General features: G+C 71.7%; 15 protein-coding genes. 4 read left to right on the top strand and 11 right to left on the bottom strand.

Features of this window, described 5'->3' with window-relative positions; all coding sequences use genetic code 11:
• Positions 1-44 precede the first annotated feature (44 nt).
• The 8 genes from GCN81_RS04885 to GCN81_RS04850 form a co-directional block, all read right to left on the bottom strand.
• Entirely contained in the window at positions 45-1,100 is a 1,056-nt protein-coding gene (locus tag GCN81_RS04885; RefSeq protein ID WP_156722189.1) for an ABC transporter ATP-binding protein, read from the bottom strand.
• Positions 1,097-2,269, bottom strand: coding sequence for an ABC transporter ATP-binding protein (locus GCN81_RS04880; RefSeq protein ID WP_156722188.1), 1,173 nt, complete (start codon positions 2,267-2,269; stop codon positions 1,097-1,099). Before GCN81_RS04880 ends, GCN81_RS04885 begins: the two co-directional genes overlap by 4 nt.
• Positions 2,266-3,207, bottom strand: coding sequence for an ABC transporter permease (locus GCN81_RS04875; RefSeq protein ID WP_156722187.1), 942 nt, complete (start codon positions 3,205-3,207; stop codon positions 2,266-2,268). Before GCN81_RS04875 ends, GCN81_RS04880 begins: the two co-directional genes overlap by 4 nt.
• The gene (locus tag GCN81_RS04870; protein WP_197287475.1) at positions 3,197-4,147 is read right to left on the bottom strand and encodes an ABC transporter permease; all 951 of its coding nucleotides are present in this window, start codon (positions 4,145-4,147) and stop codon (positions 3,197-3,199) included. The genes GCN81_RS04875 and GCN81_RS04870 overlap by 11 nt, the downstream gene beginning before the upstream one ends.
• Positions 4,144-5,673 (bottom strand): ABC transporter substrate-binding protein, encoded by a 1,530-nt coding sequence (locus GCN81_RS04865; protein WP_197287474.1) that lies wholly within the window; start codon positions 5,671-5,673, stop codon positions 4,144-4,146. Before GCN81_RS04865 ends, GCN81_RS04870 begins: the two co-directional genes overlap by 4 nt.
• A gap of 138 nt (positions 5,674-5,811) precedes the next feature.
• Positions 5,812-7,392 carry a carboxylesterase/lipase family protein gene (locus tag GCN81_RS04860; protein WP_156722184.1) on the bottom strand — a complete coding sequence of 527 codons (1,581 nt, stop codon included), beginning with the start codon at positions 7,390-7,392 and terminating at the stop codon, positions 5,812-5,814.
• Between the two features lie 73 nt (positions 7,393-7,465).
• Positions 7,466-8,377, bottom strand: a complete 912-nt coding sequence (gene surE, locus GCN81_RS04855; RefSeq protein ID WP_156722183.1) for a 5'/3'-nucleotidase SurE — start codon at positions 8,375-8,377, stop codon at positions 7,466-7,468.
• 121 nt (positions 8,378-8,498) lie between these two features.
• A complete protein-coding gene (locus tag GCN81_RS04850) occupies positions 8,499-9,746 on the bottom strand; it encodes an MFS transporter (protein ID WP_156722182.1) in 1,248 nt (415 codons plus the stop codon).
• A 410-nt stretch (positions 9,747-10,156) separates the two neighbouring features.
• Here GCN81_RS04850 and GCN81_RS04845 point away from each other — a divergent pair, with 410 nt between their 5' ends.
• Entirely contained in the window at positions 10,157-11,698 is a 1,542-nt protein-coding gene (locus GCN81_RS04845; RefSeq protein WP_156722181.1) for a carboxylesterase/lipase family protein, read from the top strand.
• A gap of 21 nt (positions 11,699-11,719) precedes the next feature.
• Here GCN81_RS04845 and GCN81_RS04840 read toward each other — a convergent pair whose 3' ends face one another.
• Positions 11,720-13,108: a cytochrome P450 family protein gene (locus GCN81_RS04840; RefSeq protein ID WP_156722180.1), complete on the bottom strand. Its 1,389-nt coding sequence runs from the start codon at positions 13,106-13,108 to the stop codon at positions 11,720-11,722.
• A gap of 180 nt (positions 13,109-13,288) precedes the next feature.
• On the opposite strand from GCN81_RS04840, the gene GCN81_RS04835 reads away from it, so the two are divergent.
• Positions 13,289-14,296: a LacI family DNA-binding transcriptional regulator gene (locus GCN81_RS04835; RefSeq protein ID WP_156722179.1), complete on the top strand. Its 1,008-nt coding sequence runs from the start codon at positions 13,289-13,291 to the stop codon at positions 14,294-14,296.
• A gap of 7 nt (positions 14,297-14,303) precedes the next feature.
• Here GCN81_RS04835 and GCN81_RS04830 read toward each other — a convergent pair whose 3' ends face one another.
• Together GCN81_RS04830 and GCN81_RS04825 are read right to left on the bottom strand one after the other, a co-directional pair.
• Entirely contained in the window at positions 14,304-14,948 is a 645-nt protein-coding gene (locus GCN81_RS04830; RefSeq protein ID WP_231626371.1) for a phosphatase PAP2 family protein, read from the bottom strand.
• Between the two features lie 278 nt (positions 14,949-15,226).
• Positions 15,227-16,177 carry an alpha/beta hydrolase gene (locus GCN81_RS04825; protein ID WP_156722177.1) on the bottom strand — a complete coding sequence of 317 codons (951 nt, stop codon included), beginning with the start codon at positions 16,175-16,177 and terminating at the stop codon, positions 15,227-15,229.
• A gap of 317 nt (positions 16,178-16,494) precedes the next feature.
• Here GCN81_RS04825 and GCN81_RS04820 point away from each other — a divergent pair, with 317 nt between their 5' ends.
• Both GCN81_RS04820 and GCN81_RS04815 read left to right on the top strand, forming a co-directional pair.
• The gene (locus tag GCN81_RS04820) at positions 16,495-17,010 is read left to right on the top strand and encodes an ATP-binding protein (RefSeq protein WP_156722176.1); all 516 of its coding nucleotides are present in this window, start codon (positions 16,495-16,497) and stop codon (positions 17,008-17,010) included.
• Positions 17,011-17,101: 91 nt separating this feature from the next.
• The gene (locus GCN81_RS04815) at positions 17,102-18,727 is read left to right on the top strand and encodes an AMP-binding protein (RefSeq protein ID WP_156722175.1); all 1,626 of its coding nucleotides are present in this window, start codon (positions 17,102-17,104) and stop codon (positions 18,725-18,727) included.
• The last annotated feature ends 46 nt before the right edge of the window (positions 18,728-18,773 follow it).

Raw genomic sequence — 18,773 nt, 5'->3', positions numbered from 1 at the left:
GACGTACTGGACGAGGTCACCACTTCCAGCGAACGGATCGCGTTCTAGCCCGAGTTCAGGGCCGTGGTGGCACGCGAGGCGGTACCCGCGCCCAGCGGGAAGTGGCACGCGACGCGGTGCCCCGGCCGCAGTTCCACCGGCACCGGTGTCTCCCGCGCGCATATCTCAGCGGCGAGGGGACAGCGGGTGCGGAAGCGGCAGCCGCTGGGCGGGTTGAGAGGGGAGGGCACGTCGCCCGTCGGCATGTCGTCGTCCCGCGTGGTGGCGCTCTCGCCGGGAACGGAGGCCAGCAGGGCTCGCGTGTAGGGGTGCGCTGGTCGCTCGTAGAGCTCGTCGACCGGTGCGTCTTCACACAGGGACCCCAGGTACATCACCGCCACCTGGTCTGCGAGCTGGCGGACCACGGCGAGGTCGTGGGAGATGAACACCATGGCGAGGCCCCGCTGTTCGCGAATGTCCATGAGGAGGTTGATCACCTGCGCCTGGACGGACACGTCGAGCGCGGAGACCACCTCGTCGCACAGCAGCAGATCGGGTACGCGGGCCAGAGCCCGGGCGATGCTGACGCGCTGGCACTGCCCGCCGGACAGTTCGTGCGGGCGGCGGTCGAACTGGGTGGGGTGCAGGCCGACGAGGTCGGCGAGTTCGGCCACGCGGGCGGTGGTCGCCGCGGGTTCCTCACGTCCGGTCAGGCGCAGCGGGGTCGCGATGATGTCGCGGACCCGGCGGCGAGGGTTGAGGGAGGCGATGGGGTCCTGGAATACCATGCCGACACGTCGCCGGTACGGACGCAGGCCGCGCCCGCGCAGCGCCGTCACGTCCTGCCCGTCGAAGGTGAGTTCACCGCTGATGCCGGGCTCCAGGCGAGCGATCGCCCGGGCCACGGTGGACTTCCCGCATCCCGACTCGCCGACGAGGCCGACCGTCTGCCCGGCCCGTACCGTCAGGTCGATCCCGGCGACGGCCTCGAAGGACCGTCTACCGGTGCCGTAGCGCACGCGCAGATCACGGACCCGCAGCAGGGGCGCCCCAGCGTCCGCCTCCACCAGGGGCGGTCGCGCCGTGTCGCCTGTCGTACCGGTGGGGCCAGGGGCGTTCATGCCGGGCTCGCTTCCTGTGTCGCTGTCGCGGTCGGATCCTCGGGGTCGGGCACCGGTCCGGACGCCACGGCTGGCGCGGTGGCCGATGGCACCGGGTACCAGCAGGCCGCCACCTGCGGACTGCCGCTCTCCGTCGCGGTGAGCGGCGGACGTTCGGTGTGACAGCGCTCCCTCACCCGGGTGCAGCGCGCCGCGAAGGCGCACGCGTCAGGCGTACGCGTCAGGTCCGGCGGCTGACCGGTGATCGCGGCGAGCCGACCACCACGGGCCCCGTGCAGGGTCGGCACCGCGTCGAGCAGCGTCCGGGTGTACGGCATGCGGGGCGCACCCAGGACGGCGGCGGTCGGCCCGCGCTCAGCCTGGCGTCCGGCGTACATCACCATCACGTCGTCGGAGTGGTCCGCCACGACTCCGAGGTCATGGCTGATCAGGATCAGCCCCAGTCCGCGCTCGGCACGGAGCTGGTCGAGCAGACGGAGTATCTGGGCCTGCACGGTGACGTCCAGAGCGGTGGTCGGCTCGTCCGCGACGATCAGATCGGGGTCGCAGGACAGTGCCAGGGCGATCATCACGCGCTGCCGCATGCCGCCGGACATCTGCACCGGGTACTGGTCGGCGCGGCGCACGGGGTCCGGAATACCCACGGCGTCCAGGAGTTCGACCGCCCGGGCACGGGCGGCCGCGCGGCGCAGCCCGAGGTGGCGTCTGAGCGGCAGGGCGAGTTGCCGCCAGACGGGCAGTACGGGGTTCAACGCGGTCATCGGATCCTGGAAAACCATGCCGATACGGCGGCCACGCAGCCCGCGCAGCCCCTTCTCGTCGAGGGCGGACAAGTCGGCGCCCGAGTAGAACGCGTCACCCGTGCGCCGGGCGACAGCGGCCGGTGGCAGCAGCCCGAGCAGGCTGCGGAACAACACACTCTTGCCTGAACCCGACTCGCCGACGATCGCGAGCGTGTGGCCGCGGTCCAGGGTCAGGCTCACACCGTCGACCGCGCGCACGATCCCGCGTGGCGAGTGGAGATGGACGGTGTAGTCCCTGACGGACAGCAGCGCGGTGGCGCCGGGACGGGTGCTGGGGGTGCTCCAGGCGTTCGGGGTGCTCGGAGTGGTCGGAGTGCTCGGGGTGCTCGGGGTGCTCGGGGTGCTCGGGGTGCTCGGGACGTTCATAGCATCGCTCCGCGGACGTCGAGCAGGGACGACAGCCGGTCGCCGATCACATTGGCGCAGAGCACGACGAGGACCAGCACCAGCGTCGGTGTGAGGCTGACCATGGGGTGGTCGGCCAGTACCTGGCGTCCCTCGGAGATCATTCCGCCCCAGGTCGGGGACGGCGGTGGCACGCTCACGCCGAGGAAGCCGAGGGCCCCTTCGACCATGACGCCGATACCGAACATGGTGACCGCGTAGGTGACGACCACCGCCGTGATGTTCGGCAGGATCTCCCGCGCCATCAGCTTCGGGGTAGCCATGCCCATGGCCCGGCAGGCCAGGACGAACTCCCGCTGCGCCAGGCTCATCACGGGGGCCCGTACGACACGGACGAAGCCCGGCACGAACAGCAGGCCGACCACGAGCGTCACCGACAGCGTCGAAGGGCCGACGGCGCCGATGACCGCCAGCGCGAGAACCAGCGCCGGGAAGGCAAGCAGGACGTCGGTGGCCCGCATCACCACGGCCTGTGTCCACCCCCGGCCCAGCCCGGCGATCATGCCGAGCAGGGTTCCGACAGCGGCCCCGACCACGGTGGCGCCCCCCGCGACGACGAGGCTGACCCGGGCGCCGTACACGATGCGCGCGAGGACATCACGGCCCAGGGCATCCGTACCGAGCCAGTGGCCGGAGCTGATTCCGGCGGCCAGCGCGCCGGTGTCCACCCGCTCCGGGTCTGGCAGCGGCAGCAGCGGAGCGGTGAGCCCGGCCAGCGCGAGCAGCGAGAGGAACGCGATCGCGCACCACGTCCCGACGCCAGGACCGCCCGGACCTGGACGCCGTCGGGCGGGTGGTGGCAGGTCCTCGCGGTCCGCCCCTCGGGCCTGGGCTGTGACAGGCGCGGCCGGTTCCGCTGGTGGTGCCGTGGCGGTGGCGGCGGGGTCGTCAGCGGGCATGGCGAATCCTTGGGTCGAGTACGCCGTAGAGGAGGTCCACGGCGAGATTCACGAGCACATACAGGGCGGCGATCAGCAGCACCACACCCTGGAGCACCGCGAAGTCCTTGGTCTGCACGGCGGACAGGGCGTACGTGCCAAGACCGGGGATCGCGAAGAGCTGCTCGACGATGACGGCGCCGCCGACCAGGAAGCCGAAGTTCAGTCCCACCAGCGTCACCAGCGGAAGCAGCGACGGACGCAGCGTGTGCCGCGTCAGGATCTCGCGAGGTCGCAGCCCCTGAGCCCGCGCGGCGAGCACATAGTCCTGTTGCAGGGTTTCCACCACCCCCGCGCGCAGCACGCGGAAGTAGACCGCGGCGAGGCTCAACGCCAGCGTCACCGCGGGCAGCACGAGGCTGCGCGCCGTTTGGGCCGCGTTCTGGTGCGGCGGCGTGTAGCCGGTGGCCGGGAACCACCCGAGCAGAACGGCGAAGAGATAGATCAGCACAATGGCCAGCGCGAACTGAGGGGTCGCCAGCAGGACCGAGGACGTTGCGTTCGCCGCCCGGTCGGGGGCCCGACCGCGCCGGTACGCGGCCCAGACCGCGGCGGGAACGGCGATCAGCAGAGCCAGGACCTCGGCGAATACCACCAGGAGCAGCGACGGCTGCAACCGGTCGGCGAGCGCGTCGGTGACGTTCTGGCCGCTGGTCGCCGAAGCACCGAAGTCCCCGTGCAGCACACCCGTGAACCAGGTCCAGAACTGTTCGCTCACCGGCCGGTCGGCCCCCGTCCGCCGATGGAACGCGGCGATCTGCTCCTCGGTCGCGCTCTGGCCGAGGACCGCGGTGGCCAGATCACCGGGCAGCAGCCTGCCGATCGCGAACGTGGCCACCGCGACGGCGAACAGGACGATCACCGCCTGCCCGAGCCTGGCGGCGAGGAACGACAGCCTCACTTGGTGGTCCAGGCATCGCCGACCACGAACGTGTCAGGTCCGTAGGCGTCGGCGGGCGGCAGGTGCACCTTGCTGGACGCGGCGAACATGCCCATCTTGCGGACCACCGGGATGCTGGGCAGGTCCGCCGAGACGTTGGTCAGGATCTGACGGGCCAGCGGCAACGCGGCGGTGTCGTCCCCGGCCGCGCCCAGGCGTGCGAACAGCTTGTCGTTGTCCTTGTTCGCGTAGCCGCCGAGATTGCGGCTGCCGCCGCTGGTGAACGCTACCGCCATCGCGTCGACCGTGGTCGCCGAGATGAACGCGGGGGAATAGCTCACGTCGTACTTGCGCTGGAGCACGTCCTGCATGATGCCGACGGCGGTGTTGGTCTTGATGGTGGCCTCGACGCCGACGGCCTTCCACTGCTGCTGGATCAGCTGGGTCGCGGCCATGTAGTTGCCGCCCGCGAGGGTATTCAGTTCCAGCCGGACCGGTTTGCCGTACGCGGCGAGGAGTCGCTTCGCCTCCGCCGGGTCGTGGCCGGCCACAGCGATGCCCTTCTGCTCGGGATTCTCGTCCAGCAGGAAGGACCGACTGGGCTTGGTGTTTCCGCCGTACGCGGCCTTGTTGACCGCCTCACGGTCGATGGCCATGCTCAGCGCCCTGCGGACCCGGACGTCGTCCAGGCCGGGGCGCTGCATGTTGAGGATGATGCCTTCGGGGCCGAGCCCCTCGTTGAGCTGGACGCGCAGCCCCGCGTCCTTGGCTTGCTTCGCCTGGTTCGGGGCGGCGGCGACCATCATGTCGAGGGTGCCGGACCGCACCGACTGTACGGCTGTCTGCGAGTCGAGCATCACCTTGAGGACGACCTTGTCCGGGTAGGTCCGGTCGGCGCGCCACGAGGTGTCGTCGCGTACGAGGGTGACATGGTCGCCGGGGACGATCTCGGTGGCCTTGAAGCCGCCGGTACCCACCGGCTTTTTGCCGAACTCGGCCCCGGAGGCCTTCTTGGCGGTGGGGGAGGGGATGAGTCCCGGGATACCGGTGAGCGCCACCTCGGGGAACTTCGCCCACGGCGCGGTCAGGGTGAACACCACCGTGTTCCGGTCCGGCGCGGCGACGCGCTTGACGTTGGTGACGAGCCGTGGCGGGCAGCCCAGGCAGTCTCCCTTGTCCTTGATCTCCTGGTAGTGGGCCACCACGGCGTCGGCGTCGAAGTCGGTGCCGTCGGAGAACTTCACTCCCTTGCGGAGCTTGACGGTGAAGGCCTTGTTCCCGTTGGACGGCGTTGCCGACAGCGCCAGTTCAGGCACCAGACGGCCCTTCGGGTCGATGCCGAACAGCGGGTCCAGCACCGCGCGGGCCGCGGTGTAGTCCATGGCGCTGGCGAAGTTGGGCGCGGTCGGGTCCAGTGTCTGGACGTCGAAGGACATCCCGACCCGCAGGGTGCCACCCCGCTGCGGGGTGTCCGAAGGGCCGTCGGCGCCCCCGCTGCCGCCGCCGGTTCCGCCGCAGGCGGCCAGCAGCAGGGCAGCGGAGCCCACGGCGGCCGCGTACCGGAGGGCACGTCGGGGCCGGAGAGAGGTGGGACGGTGCATCTGGGCCTCACAGGTGTACTCGATGGGCTCGACAGGGGCCCGGCGCGCGCCGGACGCCCCTCATGAGAGGGTTCGGTGGCCTGGTCAGCGCCCGGATGACGCGTGCCAGATCCGGCGCGAGTCCGCCAACGGGTCCTGGACGACGGCTGGTTCGACGTTCCAGATGCGGGTGAGCGCCTCATCCGCGGTGAACTGCGGCCAGCCCGGGTCCCCGGTGGCGGCGAACGACACCCAGGCGGCCCGTAGTCGCTTGGACAACTGCTCGAAGTCCTCGCCCGGCGGCTTCCCGCCGAGCATGAAGTCCGCGATGGGGCCGTCCGTGTTGCCGAAGGTCACCGGGACGTCCACCAGGTGGCTGGCGCCCAGCGCACCACCCAGCGCCGGGCTCGGCCAGGTGAAGTCGTACAGGTAGCCGCGCCCGCCCGCTGCCGTGTGCGCCTCGACCAGCCAGGTCGACGGCATCCGGAACAGCGCGTCCGAGAACATCTCGGTGTACAGCCGGGCGTCGGCCATCCCCGGGTGGGCCGCCCGGTACTGGTCCGGTGCGGTGGCGTCCAGGCCCAGGCTCTCGGCGACGCCTCGCAGATTCACTGTGCGCATCCGCCGGGGAGGCCGGGAGGCTGACGTCGACCTCTCCTGGCGGAGACGGCTGAGCGCCATACTGGCCAGCATCGGCAGGGCCCTGACCGTCGCGGCGAGGCCCGGCCTGACCAGTCCGCGTTGCAGCGCGAACATGGAGAACTCGTCATGGGTGTATCCGGCGATCAGATCCACCTCACGTGCGGCGCCCGACCGCACGGCCAGCCAGGGTTTGTCGACCACCGTCACGCCGTCGATGACGGGGGAGTACGCGGTGATCGCCTCAGGGGTGGACCAGGCACCGGGCTCTGCCTCCATCGCGGCCAGCGGCGCGTCCTGCACGGCGAGCAACGCCTCGGGGGCCAGGGTGGCGAGGGCCTTGGGCTTGACGCCCAGGGCGGCGGCGAGCAGATCGGCGATCCGCCGCGCCTCCTCCTGCGGCAGATAGCGTCCGGCCATGCTCTGCGCGATGGCCCGGTGGAAGAGCCCCCGCGCGGCGGGTGCGGTCAGCAGTGACGCGACCGAGGCGCCCCCGCCCGACTCGCCGAAGACGGTGACGTTGTCCGGGTCGCCGCCGAACCGGGCGATGTTCTCCCGTACCCAGCCGAGCGCGGCGATCTGGTCCAGGAACCCGCGGTTGGCGGGAGCGTCCGGTACGTGTCCGAAGCCCTCGAAGCCCACCCGGTAGTTGAACGTCACCAGGACCACGCCGGCCCGCGCCAGGTTCGCGCCGTCATAGGCCGGGTCGCCGGACCAGCCCGACTTCCAGCCGCCGCCGTAGATCCACACCATGACCGGCAGCCGGTCGTCCCGCCCGCCGGGCGTCCACACGTTGACGCTCAGACAGTCCAGGCCGTCCTCGGGCCGCCATGGCGCGGGTGATCCGGGCGTCAGTGGAAGCTGCGGCGGCGCGACACCGAACGCGTGCGCGGGCCGGACGCCGTGCCAGGGCGGTGGGGGTGCCGGTGCCTGGAAGCGCAGTGGCCCTTCCGGTGCGGCGGCGTAGGGGATGCCCTTGAAGGCGAGGAGGCCGCCGTGGGCAACGCCCGCGACCCTGCCGCCTGTTGTCCTGACGACAACGCCCATGGTCTTGCTCCCTGCTCAGTGGTCGGGTCGGGTTGAGTCGGGATTCCGGGTGTCCGGGACGGGACGGGACGGCTCAGGGGCGCAGGCCGACCAGAAGCGCCCCGGCCCTCGCGAAGTCAGCGGGGCCGGTGTTCCAGTTGGGGGCGATCGGGGTGACGGAGACCTTGTCGGCCATCAGCGCCTCCAGGTCGCCGCGCTTCTTGGCGGGCAGGACGTCCGCGCCGACGGTCACCTTCCAGGTATCGCCGCCGGTGTGGGTGAACTGGGACCGGATGACCGGCTGGGGGTCCTGGGTGGTGAGGGCGGTGCCGCGGGCGGTCCCGGAGCCGTCGGCGCCGACCACGGGATGGTTGACGTTCAGGCCCGTGCCGTCGGGCAGCAAGGGGCGTCCGTGCTTCGCCCGGGACCGCAGCCGGTCGATTAGCTTGACCGTGTAGTCGCTGGCCGGCTTCATCGCGGCCAGTGTGGGGCCCGGTTCCGGGGCCCCGAGCGGACCGGTGCTGACCGCGATCGCGGGCACGCTGTGCCCCAGGGCGTAGACGGCGCCGCCGACCGTTCCGGAGTGGGTGGCCACACCCGCGACGTTGAGTCCGAAGTTGGGGCCGGAGATCACCAGGTCGGGTGCCCGCTCGGCGAAGACCACGGAGAGGCCGAAGGCCACCGCGTCGCCGGGTGTGCCGTCCACGGCCCACACGTGCGGCTCGGGGTGCTTCACGCTCAGTGTGGGCGCGTTGGTCACCTTCGTACCGCTGCCGCTCTGTTGCGTCAGCGGGGCGACAACGGTCACGTCGTGTCCGGCGGCGGTCAGTTGGCGCAGCATGGTCTGGATACCGGGCGCGTCGTATCCGTCGTCGTTGGTGAGCAGGATGCGCAGCGGCCCGGTCTGGGCGGCCTGCGCGGCGGCGGCCGCGGGGACCGTCCCGGCGAGGGCGGGGGTACTCAGCAGCAGGGCGGCCAGCGCCAGTGCGCGCGTACGTCTCATCATGGGCTCCTTCGAGTACGGGAGTACGGGACAGCGACGGGAGGGGAGGGGAGGGCGAGGAGAGGAACCGGCGGGCGCACGACCCTCGGCATGCGCCCGCCGGGGCGGGTCGCGGACGTGCGGGTCAGCGCACGCCGCGGATCGGGAGGATCGCCAGCGCACCGACCAGCGAGAGTGCGCCGCCGACCAGGAACAGCGGGGTGTATCCGCCCAGCGTGGTGACGACCACGGAGGCGACGAACGGGGCGACGATCTGCGGCCCCGCGTTGGCGATGTTGAGTACGCCCATGTCACGCGCGGCGTCCTCGGCGCGCGGCAGGACCAGCGTCACCACGGCCGTGTCCACCGCCATGAAGCAGCCGAAGGCCAGGCCGTTGAGCGCGCTGAAGACGAGCATCCCGGTCCAGGTGGGGCTGATGACCGGTACGGCCATGACCACACCGGCGAGCGCCGCCGAGACGCCGACGAACACCTTGCGCCGGTTCCATCGGTCGGACAGCACTCCGCCCACCACGGTCGAGACGGCCATCGCGAGCATCGACACCGGGGTGAGGATCGCCATGGCGGCGGCCGGCCGCATGCCGTCGGGCAGCGCGATGTGGTCGTCCAGGATGTACAGCTGGTAGCCGATGACGGAGAAGTAGCCGAGCACCATCAGCGCCCGGCCGATGAACGCCCACCGGAAGTCCCGGTGCGACAGCGCCGACAGGAACGCCGCCATCTGAACGCCCCGGCGCCCGGCCGGTGCGGGCGCGCGCCGCGGCAGGTCGCGGCAGAAGACGGTCATCAGCAGGGCCGCGCCGGCGACGATCGCCCCGAACAGCAGGTAGCCCGTGCGCAGGTCACCCTCCATCCGGGAGCCGAGCAGGACACCGAGGCTGCCGCCGATCGGCAGCCCAAGCCCGACGAGCGCGGACGCGGTGCCTCGGCGGGCCGGTGGTATCCGGTCGGGCACCACAGCGGTCACCGCGGCCTGGTAGACGTTCATGGTGGCCTGTACCAGGCACCAGCCGACGCCGATGAGCAGCGCGGTCCGCACGTTGGCCAGGAAGGCCAGCCCCGCCAGCGAAGCGAGCGCGCCGCCCAGAATCCAGGGGTTACGTCGGCCGGAGCGGTCCGACAGGGCACCGGCGATCGGGTTGAACACGGTCGCGAAGACGGAGCTGACGCCGCCCACCACGCCCAGGATGACGACCTTGTTCGCGGGGTCGATCGACGCGATGTGGGTGGGCAGCAGCACGGCACCGACACCCATGTAGACGGCCAGCATGGAGGAGTTGGCCACTAGGAGCAGCACCAGGAGCCCGTGCTGCGCGGGGGCCTTCGCCGTGGGATCCGGGCGGTTCGGCTGCGCGAGCTCAGGGGTGGCCATGATGACCGCCGGGTCGGGGCGTGCGCGGCGCACCCCGTTCGTTGAGGACGGACATATCGACTCCTCGGAGAGGGAGGATCGGGAAGGGAGCGGAGAACAGGAGAGGGGGCCGACGAGGCCGGAGGGCTGCGGAAGGGGTGGGCGCAGCGTGGGCCGCTTGACTCTGGCGGCGGATTAGTTACACGTGTTACCACGTGGATTCCTGTGTAGCACTCCTCGCATCGTCACGCCAGGTCCGATGTCGAACCGTGAGTCGGATCGTGATATTCGACGGTGAGGAGTCGGTGTGTCTCGTGTAACTGGCCGGCTGGGTGAGTCCGGGTGCCTCAGTATGGCGAATGATTGACGCACGTCAAGAGTAAGCAATAAAATGCAGAGTGCAGCGACTGAAGTGACTGAGAGGAAGACTCATGGGAGCCGCCCAAGACCCGAACTCCCCCGTGGTGCACCTGCCCGCGGGCCGGCTGCGCGGAGCCACCGAAGGCGGCGTCACCGTGTTCCGGCGGGTGCCCTACGCCGCGCCGCCCGTCGGCGGCCTGAGGTGGCGGCCCGCGCAGCCGCGCACCGGCTGGAGCGGGACCCGGGACGCGACCGCCGACGGCCCCAGCGCCCCGCAGCCGTACACAGAAGGCGGAGATCCGATCCTCGGCGGTCACGGCTCGCCGCCCTTCGACGACGACTGCCTGACGCTCAACCTGTGGACCCCGTCGGCCGACGACGCCGGGCGCCCGGTGCTCGTGTGGATCCACGGCGGCGGATTCGTCTCGGGCTCCGGCTCACTGCCGAACTACTCCGGCGAGGCGTTCGCCCGTAACGGAGATCTTGTGGTGGTCAGCATCAACTACCGGATTGGGCCGCTCGGTTACCTGTACTTCGGCGCGGACGGGGCGCCCGGCGCCGAGGAGTCGGGGAACTTCTGGCTCACCGACCAGGTCGCCGCACTTCGATGGGTGCACGACCACATCGCCCACTTCGGCGGAGACCCGGACCGGATCACCGTCGCGGGCCAGTCGGGCGGCGCCGTGTCCATCGCGGCGCTGGCCGGGCACCCCGATGCCCAGGGCCTGTTCCGGCGAGCGATCCTGCAGAGCCCGCCCCTGGGCCTGCACATTCCGACGCCCGCCGAGTACCTGCCGCGCACCGGGGCCTATCTGCGGCTGGCCGGGGCGCGGGACGTCGACGGACTCCGCGCCCTGTCGTGGCCCCAGCTGATCGAGGCGGCCCAGGGGCTGTTCGGCGAGACCACGCGTTGGGGTCACTGGCCGACCCCGTTCCTGCCCGTACGCGACGGGGTGACGCTGCACCGGCACCCGGCCCGGACGCTGCTGTACGACGCGGCCGCCGACATCGACGTGATGGTCGGCTGGACCCGCGACGAGGCCACCTTCGGATTCGCCCTGGACGAGGGATACGCCACGGCGACCAGGGACCAGGTCGTCGAGCGCATCGCGGAGAGCTTCCCGGACCGGGCGGCCGAGGTGTACGGCGCGTACGAGAAGGAGCGGGCGGGCGCCCGCCCGGTGGACGTGCTGATGGACCTGATCTCCGACGAACTCTTCCGGGTGCCCTGCGTGGAACTGGCCGAGGCGAGGGCGGAACTGGGCCGCCCGGTGTGGGCCTACGAGTTCGACTTCCCCACCCCCGCGCTCCAGGGGCGCCTCGCGGCCACGCACTGCCTGGAACTTCCTTTCGTCTTCGGCGACTTCGCCACGTGGTCGCACGCGCCGTTCTTGTCGGGGATCGATCCCGAGGTCCGGGCCGGGCTCGGGCACGCCATGCATCAGGCCTGGATCGCCTTCGTACGCACCGGAGACCCCAACCATCCCGACCTGCCGGTCTGGGAGCGGTATGCCGCCCCCTCCCGCACCACCCTGCGCTTCGACGCCGTCACCGCCGCCGTCGAGGACCCGGTCGGAGTCTCGCGTCGACTGCACCACCGGGCTTCCCCGTAGGCCTGGTGCCGCTGTTGTCGGCTACCAGCCCGCCATCGAGTTCCACCAACCCCAGCGCTGCGGAGGCATGCCCGCCACGGCCCGGTCGCCCGGACTCCTGTCCGGTACGGGCATGACCGTGACGGCGGCGTACGTGGCGGGCGCGGCGGACGCGGTCGGCGCGGCGGGCGGGAACGCGGGGAACACCACCGGCAGCCGCGCCGGTGCCCCGCACCACAGCGAAGGCCGCCACGGCAGCGCGTTCTCGGGAACACCGAGGTGTACCTCGGGCTGTCGGCGCAGCATCGCGTCCACCGCCGTCTCCACCAGCGTGCGGGCCACGTCCTTGGCCGGGCAGCCGTGCGCACCGGTCCCCCACGCCAGATGCGCCCGGCTGCCCGAGGCCGCGGCACTCTGGAGCGCGGGGTCGGTGTTGGCGGCGGCCAGGCAGGGGATGAGCAGATCACCGGCGCGGACGGAGCGCCCCGCGAACGCCGTGTCGGCTCGCGCCCAGCGTCCCGCGATGTTCGGGACGGGCGCGTCGGACCACAGCGCCCGGTCGGCGAGTTCGCCCACGGTCACCCGTCCGGCGGCCAGCGCGGCACCGAGCCCGGCGTCGCGTAGCAGCTGCCGCACGGTGTTGCCGATCCAGCTGATGGTGCTCTCGGGACCCGTAAGGAGAACCGCGAGCAGGTTGTGCGTGATCTCGTCGTCAGACAGCCGGGCGGGGTGTGCCAGCAGCCACGAGGGGAGGTCCGGGCCGGGGGTGGCGCGCTTGCCGGTGGTGAGCTGGCGCAGGAGGCTGAGCAGCTCTGCCTCCGAGCGCGTCGCCTCGCGCGTCGCCTCGTCGGAGCCGTCGACCAGATCCCCGACCAGGGTGGCCAGCTGACCACCCGCCTCCTCCGGCAGCCCGACCAACTGGGTGAACACACCCCATGTCAGTGGGCGCGCGTAGTCGCCGATGAGGTCGGCCGCGCCACGCGCTGCCCAGCCGTCCACCAGGGCGTCGGCCCGCAGCCGGACCAGGGTGCGCAGCCGTCGCGTATCGATCAGGTTCAGTGCCTGCGTGACCGCCTGCCGCTGCCGCCGGTGCTCCTGCCCGTCGAGGCGGAGCAGGGCGGGCCGGGGCCCCAGCAGGGGAAGCAGCGGCGGTTCCGCGGGCAGTACCGCCCGGCCGAGCGCGTTCCAGTGCCGTGCGTCACTGCTGAAGGCCCGTTCGTCCCAGATGAGTTCCAGGACTTCCTGGTGCCCCAGCACGAGCCACGCCCCGATCCCGGGAGCGATCTCGACCGGTGCGACCGCCCCATATCGGCGCCGCGACTCCTCGTACAGGTGGCTGGGGTCCCGCGCGAGTGCCGCGCCGTACAGGGGCGTCCGGTCGGAGAAGGCGGGGCACTCAGGAGTGGACCGGCCATGGTGGTGTGGATTCATCGGTCTCCGTAGGGGGCGGCGGGCGGCGCGGGGTGGCGGGCGGCGCGGGGGCGGTGGCAGCGCCCGCTGAGGGTTGCGCGAGCCGCGGCCCGGCGCGGCCCGCACCTGCGATGCTGGTTAACGCGTGTAACCTGAGGAGGGGAAGCGGTCGGCGGACCGCCGGAATCGATCAAGGACGTCATGGCCAAAGACCCGACCACTCCGGCGCCGGTCACCAGCGCGGACGTGGCCCGCCTGGCGGGGGTGTCCCGCGCCACGGTGTCCTTCGTGCTCAACGGCACCCAGACGCACCGGGTCAGCGACACCACCCGCGCCCGTGTGCTGGACGCGGCCCGGCAGCTGGGATACGTACCGCATGCTGCCGCCCGCTCGCTGCGCGCGGGCCGCAGCAACCTGGTGCTGATGCCCGCCTCGGTCTCCGCGGTCGGCCGACTGGTCAGCAACTGGGTGGACGACCTCCACAGCGAACTGGACCGGCACGGCTATATCGCCGTGCTGCACGCCGGGCGCTTCCCCGACGCGGTGACCGCCGCCCGGGCCTGGGCCGAGCTGCGGCCCGCCGCGGTGCTGGCCATGGACGGCGACCGCTTCACCCCGCAGGCCGCGGACCTGCTGCGCCGCGCCGGCGTGCAGGCGCTCCTCGCCTTCGCGGCGGAGCCGGTCAAGGGCGCCCATACCGTGGCCTTCGACCACAGACGTATCGGGGCGGCGGCCGCTGAGCATCTCATTGCCCGGGGGCGACGCGGGATCGGAGTGGTCATGCCGCAGGAGCGCGGGCTCGACGCCTTCGCGCGGCTGCGGCTGGCCGGGGTCGAGAGCGTCGTCGCGCGGCATATGGCCACCGTGACTCCGGTGGACCTCGCCTACGCCCGGCAGTCCGTGACCGACCTGGCCAAGCGCTGGCCGAGCCTCGGCCTTGACGCCGTCTTCGCCTACAACGACGAGTACGCCGCTCTGCTGATGGGCGCGCTCCAGGACGAAGGCATCTCCGTCCCGGACGACGTGGCGGTGGTCGGCGCGGACGACCTGGTGCCGTCCGCTCTGCTGAATCCTCCGCTCAGCACCGTTCGGCTGGACCTGCCGTCGCCCGCGGAGGTCGCCGACACCCTGCACCAGCTCATCGAACGCGGGTCCGCGCCCGTGCTGCACGGCATGTCGCCGGTCCTCGTTCACCGCGGTTCCTCCTGAGCGGGCCTCAGGTCCGGTTCGCCGGGGACCGCCCGCGCTCACTGGCGCCGGACCCCCTCTCCCGGGCGAGCAAGGGGGCGAACGCCCACCACAGCACGAGCGCGGCACCGGCCCCGGCCAGCGCACCGGCTGCGGTGTCGACGAGCCAGTGGGCGTGCAGCCAGGTACGGCTCCACATCATGGCGACGGTGAACAGCACGCCGCCCAGCCACCACATCCGGCGCCGGACCACCGGCACGAAGAGCACGCCGACGAGCACCACCAGGAGCGCTGCCCCGGCCACGTGCCCGGAGGGGAACGAGCCGTGGTCCACGCGGACCAGGGGATTCTCAGGCCGGGGCCGGTCCACCCAGTGTTTGAGGACCTGGACGAAGGCGATGCCACCCACCCCGTAGGTGGTGAGCAGGTAGAGCAGGGACCACCAGCGCTTCCGGGTGATCAAAACGATCAGCAGGGCGACCGGGACGACCACGCCGGGCGGTCCGCCGAACCAGTTGAGGACCTCGGCCGCGGCTGCGTAGAGACCGTCATGCGGGCCGCCCATCCATCCGAGCCATCGCTCGTCGAGACTCTGGAAGGCGGGCCGGTCGGGATCGGCGCGGACGACGATGCCCACGGCGACGGCCGTCAGGATGAAGAGCAGGCCCAGCACGGCCGTTCTGGTCGAGGGGGGCGCTGATGGGGGAGCTGGTGGGGGAGCGGCGGAGGATTGGCTGTGGCGGGTGGCTGCCGAGGCGCCCTCGGCAGGGGCTGGAGCACTGGGCATGACGGGCCTCTCGCGGCCACGGCGCGTCGCCGGGCCGATGTGGTGAGCGGGGGGAGACATACGCGCGCTGGCAGGGGCCACAGGGTCAAGGCCCCACAGGTCCACGGAGCGGGACGCGGGACGGGCGCGCCCCACCCAGTCGGCGGCCTGGCCGGGGAGTTCGGTCAGGCCGCCAGGTGGCGGGCCAGGAAGGCCACGGCCTCGTTGACGATCGGTACGACGTCCGGGGCGCCGAGGAAGATGTGGTCGGCGCCGTCGACCGGTCGGAGCGTGACCTCGCAGCCAGCGCTCTTCAGGGCGTCGGCGAGTACCTCGCTCTGGCTGTAGGGGACCAGGCCGTCCACCGTTCCGTGCGCCAGCAGGAACGGTGGCGGAGTCGTCCCGTCCGTGACCTCCTTCGCGTACGTGACGGGGCTGGCGGCCCGCGCGAGCGTGGGCCACTGCTCGGTGGAGTCGCCTAGCAGCGCCGTGAACGGGTTGGGGTATTCCGCCCCCGGCGGGGGCGGCGGCATCGGATGGGACAGCAGTGACTCAAGTTCGGACACCCCGTACCAGTCGACGACGGCCCGCACGCCGCTGGACTGGTCGCGTACCCCGGTCGTGCCCTCCAGGGCCTCGCCGCCTGGGGTGTCGGGACCGACCAGCCCGGCGAGTGCGGCCAGATGGCCGCCCGCGGACTCGCCCCACACGCCGATCCGGTCCGGGTCGACACCGAGGGTGTCGGCGAACCGCCGGACGTAGCGGATCGCGGCCTTCACATCGTGCAGTTGAGCCGGGAAGGGCGCTTCCAGGCTGTGCCGGTAGTCGACGCAGATGAGGGCGAGCCCGGCCCCCAGCGCCGCGCCGTGCAGCAGCTCGACGGGGACGGTCGGCGGCGGGTAGCGGCGGTCGCCCTCCAGCCAGCCTCCGCCGTGGATCCAGACGACGGCGGGCACCGGGTCCGAGCCCGTGGGCACATGGGCGTCGAGCAGGCGAGGCCGGTACCCCGGTGTGGACGCGTAGGTGACCCCCGCGAAGTGTCGTACGCCGTCGTCGCCCACGACGGGGGGCACCGGAGCCAGGTAGGGAGGCGGCGGCCACCCCAGGTCGAGCTCGGCCGGAAGAGATTGCGTCATGTCCGCCTCTTTCTCCATCTGAGGTGATCGCGAGTCGATCGAGTGGGGGCCGTGCTGCTGGGCGCTGCTGGGCGCAGCCGACGGGCTACGGAGCGAAGGGACGGGGCGGCACGGCCGCCGTGGCCTCCCGGCCTCAAGAGATCGCGAAGTTTGTCCGAAATGCCTTGTGTCGCCAGCGTGAGGTGCCTAGGATGTTACACGTGTAACTCCATCTTTCGCGACCCATGAGTGCCCGAATGTGGGTGCCTTTGCCGATCCGCCGCCGCGGCGGGTCCGCCCACCCTTCGGCGCTGTCGCCTTTCTGTCGGGAGCCCGTCATGCTCACCGCTGCTCGAACCGTCCCCGCCCCCCTCTCCGCCCCCGTCCCCGCGTCCGTCGCCCCGGTCGGTGAGCCTCGCGCCCCCTCGGTCATCGGCGCCGGGTGCCGCTCCGTCCGCTGGGCGCCCAGGCCCGCGCTGTCCGCAGTCCCCTGTGTGAGGGCGCGGGTGCGCGGCGTTCTCGAGCGTTGGCGGATTCCCGCCGCCATCACCGACGCCCTGCTGATGGCCGCCAGTGAGTTGGTCACCAATGCCGTGTGTCATGCGGGCGATGTGAGCGACCGGCTGAGCGTGACCGTGATGCGCGGTCGCGGGTGGGTGCTGGTCGAAGTCGCCGACGGTGATCCGGAACTGCCCAGTGTGGGGCTTGAGGTGGGGCTTGAGGTCGCTCTGGATGCCGAGGGTGGCCGCGGGTTGATGATCGTTCAGTTGCTTGCCGCGGAGCTGCGGGGTGTGGTGGCCGTGCTCCCGCGTGGCCGCGGCAAGGGCGTCCGGGTGCGCGTCCCGTTGCCCTGAGAGGGCATGTATCGCGAACTATTGACGAACGTCATTTTATCGAGATACTGGCTTCACTCTCCCCGCAGCCCCGAGATTGAGGTGCCGCCCCATGGAGCTGTCCCCTTCCGCGTACGTCGATACCTTCTGCCGTGATCGGCTGCCGCCCTTCCCTCTCTGGCCAGAACTCCACTTCGACCTACCGGAGTTGCACTATCCTGACCGGCTCAACTGCGCCCAGCGGCTGCTCGACGACGCCGTCTCGCGCTGGGGAGCCGACCGGCCCTGCCTGCTGACCCCCACCGAGCGCTGGACGTACGGCGAACTCCTGTGCCGCGCCAATCAGGTCGCCCGCGTGCTCGTCGAGGACTTCGGTCTCCGTCCCGGAAACCGCGTGCTCCTGCGTGGACCGAACAACCCGTGGCTGGTCGCCACCTGGTTCGGGGTGCTGAAGGCCGGCGGGATCGCCGTCACCACCATGCCGCTGCTGCGTGCCACCGAGATCGCGGCCCTGTACGCCATGAGCCGCCCCGCGATCGCGGTCTGCGACTACCGCTACCTCGACGAACTCGCCGCCGCCGACATCCCCGGCCTCGCCGTACTGGCCTACGGAGGCCCCGGCGACCTGGATCTGACCCGGCGGAGCGCCGCCAAGGCGGCCGACTTCACCGCCGTCGACACCGCCGCCGACGATGTCGCCCTGATCGCCTTCACCTCCGGCACGACGGGGCGGCCCAAGGCGACCCTGCACTTCCACCGGGACGTGCTGGCCAACGCCGACACGTTCTCCCGGCATGTCCTGAGGCCCCGCCAGGACGACGTGTTCACCGGCACGCCACCGCTGGCCTTCACCTTCGGGCTCGGCGGGCTGGTCGTCTTCCCGCTGCATGTCGGCGCGGCGACCCTGCTGGTCGAGCAGGCCACCCCGCGCCAACTCGCCGAGCTGGTGGCCGAACACGGCGTCACCGTGCTCTTCACCGCCCCCACCGCCTACCGGGCGATCATGTCCGCCGGAGTGGTGGACCTGCTGGCCGGGCTTCGCCGGTGCGTGTCCGCGGGCGAGGCGCTACCGGCCGCCGTGTGGGAGGAGTTCCACGCCGCGACCGGGCTGCGCATCATCGACGGCATCGGCGCCACCGAGATGCTCCATGTGTTCATCTCCGCGGCTGACGACGACATCCGCCCGGGCGCCACGGGCAAGCCGGTCCCCGGATACCGGGCCGCGATCGTCGATGAGGAGGGCGCCCCCGTCCCTGACGGGCAGCCCGGCCTGCTCGCCGTTACCGGCCCCACCGGCTGCCGCTATCTCTCCGATCCCCGCCAGACGGCCTACGTCAAGGACGGCTGGAACCTCACAGGTGACACCTACATACGCGACCAGGACGGCTACTTCTGGTACGTCGCCCGCAGTGACGACATGATCGTCTCCTCCGGCTACAACATCGCCGGGCCCGAGGTCGAGAAGGCGCTCGCGACCCACCCGTACGTCGAGGAGTGCGCCGTCGTGGGCGCGCCCGACAGCCAGCGCGGGACGATCGCCAAGGCCTACGTCGTCCTGCGCCCCGGAGCCGCTGCCGACGACGCGACCGTCAAGGCGCTGCAGCACCACGTCAAGCAGACCATCGCGCCGTACAAGTACCCGCGCGCCATCGAGTTCGTCACCGCGCTGCCGCGCACCAGCACCGGCAAGATCCAGCGCGGTGAGCTGCGCGAACGAGCCCGGAAGGCAACCGGTTAGCACGTCCCTGGGCCGAGGTCCGCGTGCGTCAGGGCGCGGCCTGGCA

The sequence above is a fragment of the Streptomyces apocyni genome, from assembly GCF_009739465.1.
In the GTDB taxonomy this organism is placed as follows: Bacteria; Actinomycetota; Actinomycetes; order Streptomycetales; family Streptomycetaceae; genus Streptomyces; species Streptomyces apocyni.
The sequence above is the reverse complement of the archived record's forward strand: the minus strand, read 5'-3'. Positions and strand labels throughout refer to the sequence as shown.

Bases quoted from the DNA above. Each gene is read 5' to 3' on its own strand.
- GCN81_RS04850 (WP_156722182.1), bottom strand. From the start codon at position 9,746: ATGGCCACCCCTGAGCTCGCGCAGCCGAACCGCCCGGATCCCACGGCG.
- GCN81_RS04820 (WP_156722176.1), top strand. From the start codon at position 16,495: ATGCTCACCGCTGCTCGAACCGTCCCCGCCCCCCTCTCCGCCCCCGTC.
- GCN81_RS04885 (WP_156722189.1), bottom strand. From the start codon at position 1,100: ATGAACGCCCCTGGCCCCACCGGTACGACAGGCGACACGGCGCGACCG.
- surE (WP_156722183.1), bottom strand. From the start codon at position 8,377: ATGATGAGACGTACGCGCGCACTGGCGCTGGCCGCCCTGCTGCTGAGT.
- GCN81_RS04880 (WP_156722188.1), bottom strand. From the start codon at position 2,269: ATGAACGTCCCGAGCACCCCGAGCACCCCGAGCACCCCGAGCACCCCG.
- GCN81_RS04840 (WP_156722180.1), bottom strand. From the start codon at position 13,108: ATGAATCCACACCACCATGGCCGGTCCACTCCTGAGTGCCCCGCCTTC.
- GCN81_RS04845 (WP_156722181.1), top strand. From the start codon at position 10,157: ATGGGAGCCGCCCAAGACCCGAACTCCCCCGTGGTGCACCTGCCCGCG.
- GCN81_RS04815 (WP_156722175.1), top strand. From the start codon at position 17,102: ATGGAGCTGTCCCCTTCCGCGTACGTCGATACCTTCTGCCGTGATCGG.
- GCN81_RS04875 (WP_156722187.1), bottom strand. From the start codon at position 3,207: ATGCCCGCTGACGACCCCGCCGCCACCGCCACGGCACCACCAGCGGAA.
- GCN81_RS04825 (WP_156722177.1), bottom strand. From the start codon at position 16,177: ATGACGCAATCTCTTCCGGCCGAGCTCGACCTGGGGTGGCCGCCGCCT.
- GCN81_RS04835 (WP_156722179.1), top strand. From the start codon at position 13,289: ATGGCCAAAGACCCGACCACTCCGGCGCCGGTCACCAGCGCGGACGTG.
- GCN81_RS04860 (WP_156722184.1), bottom strand. From the start codon at position 7,392: ATGGGCGTTGTCGTCAGGACAACAGGCGGCAGGGTCGCGGGCGTTGCC.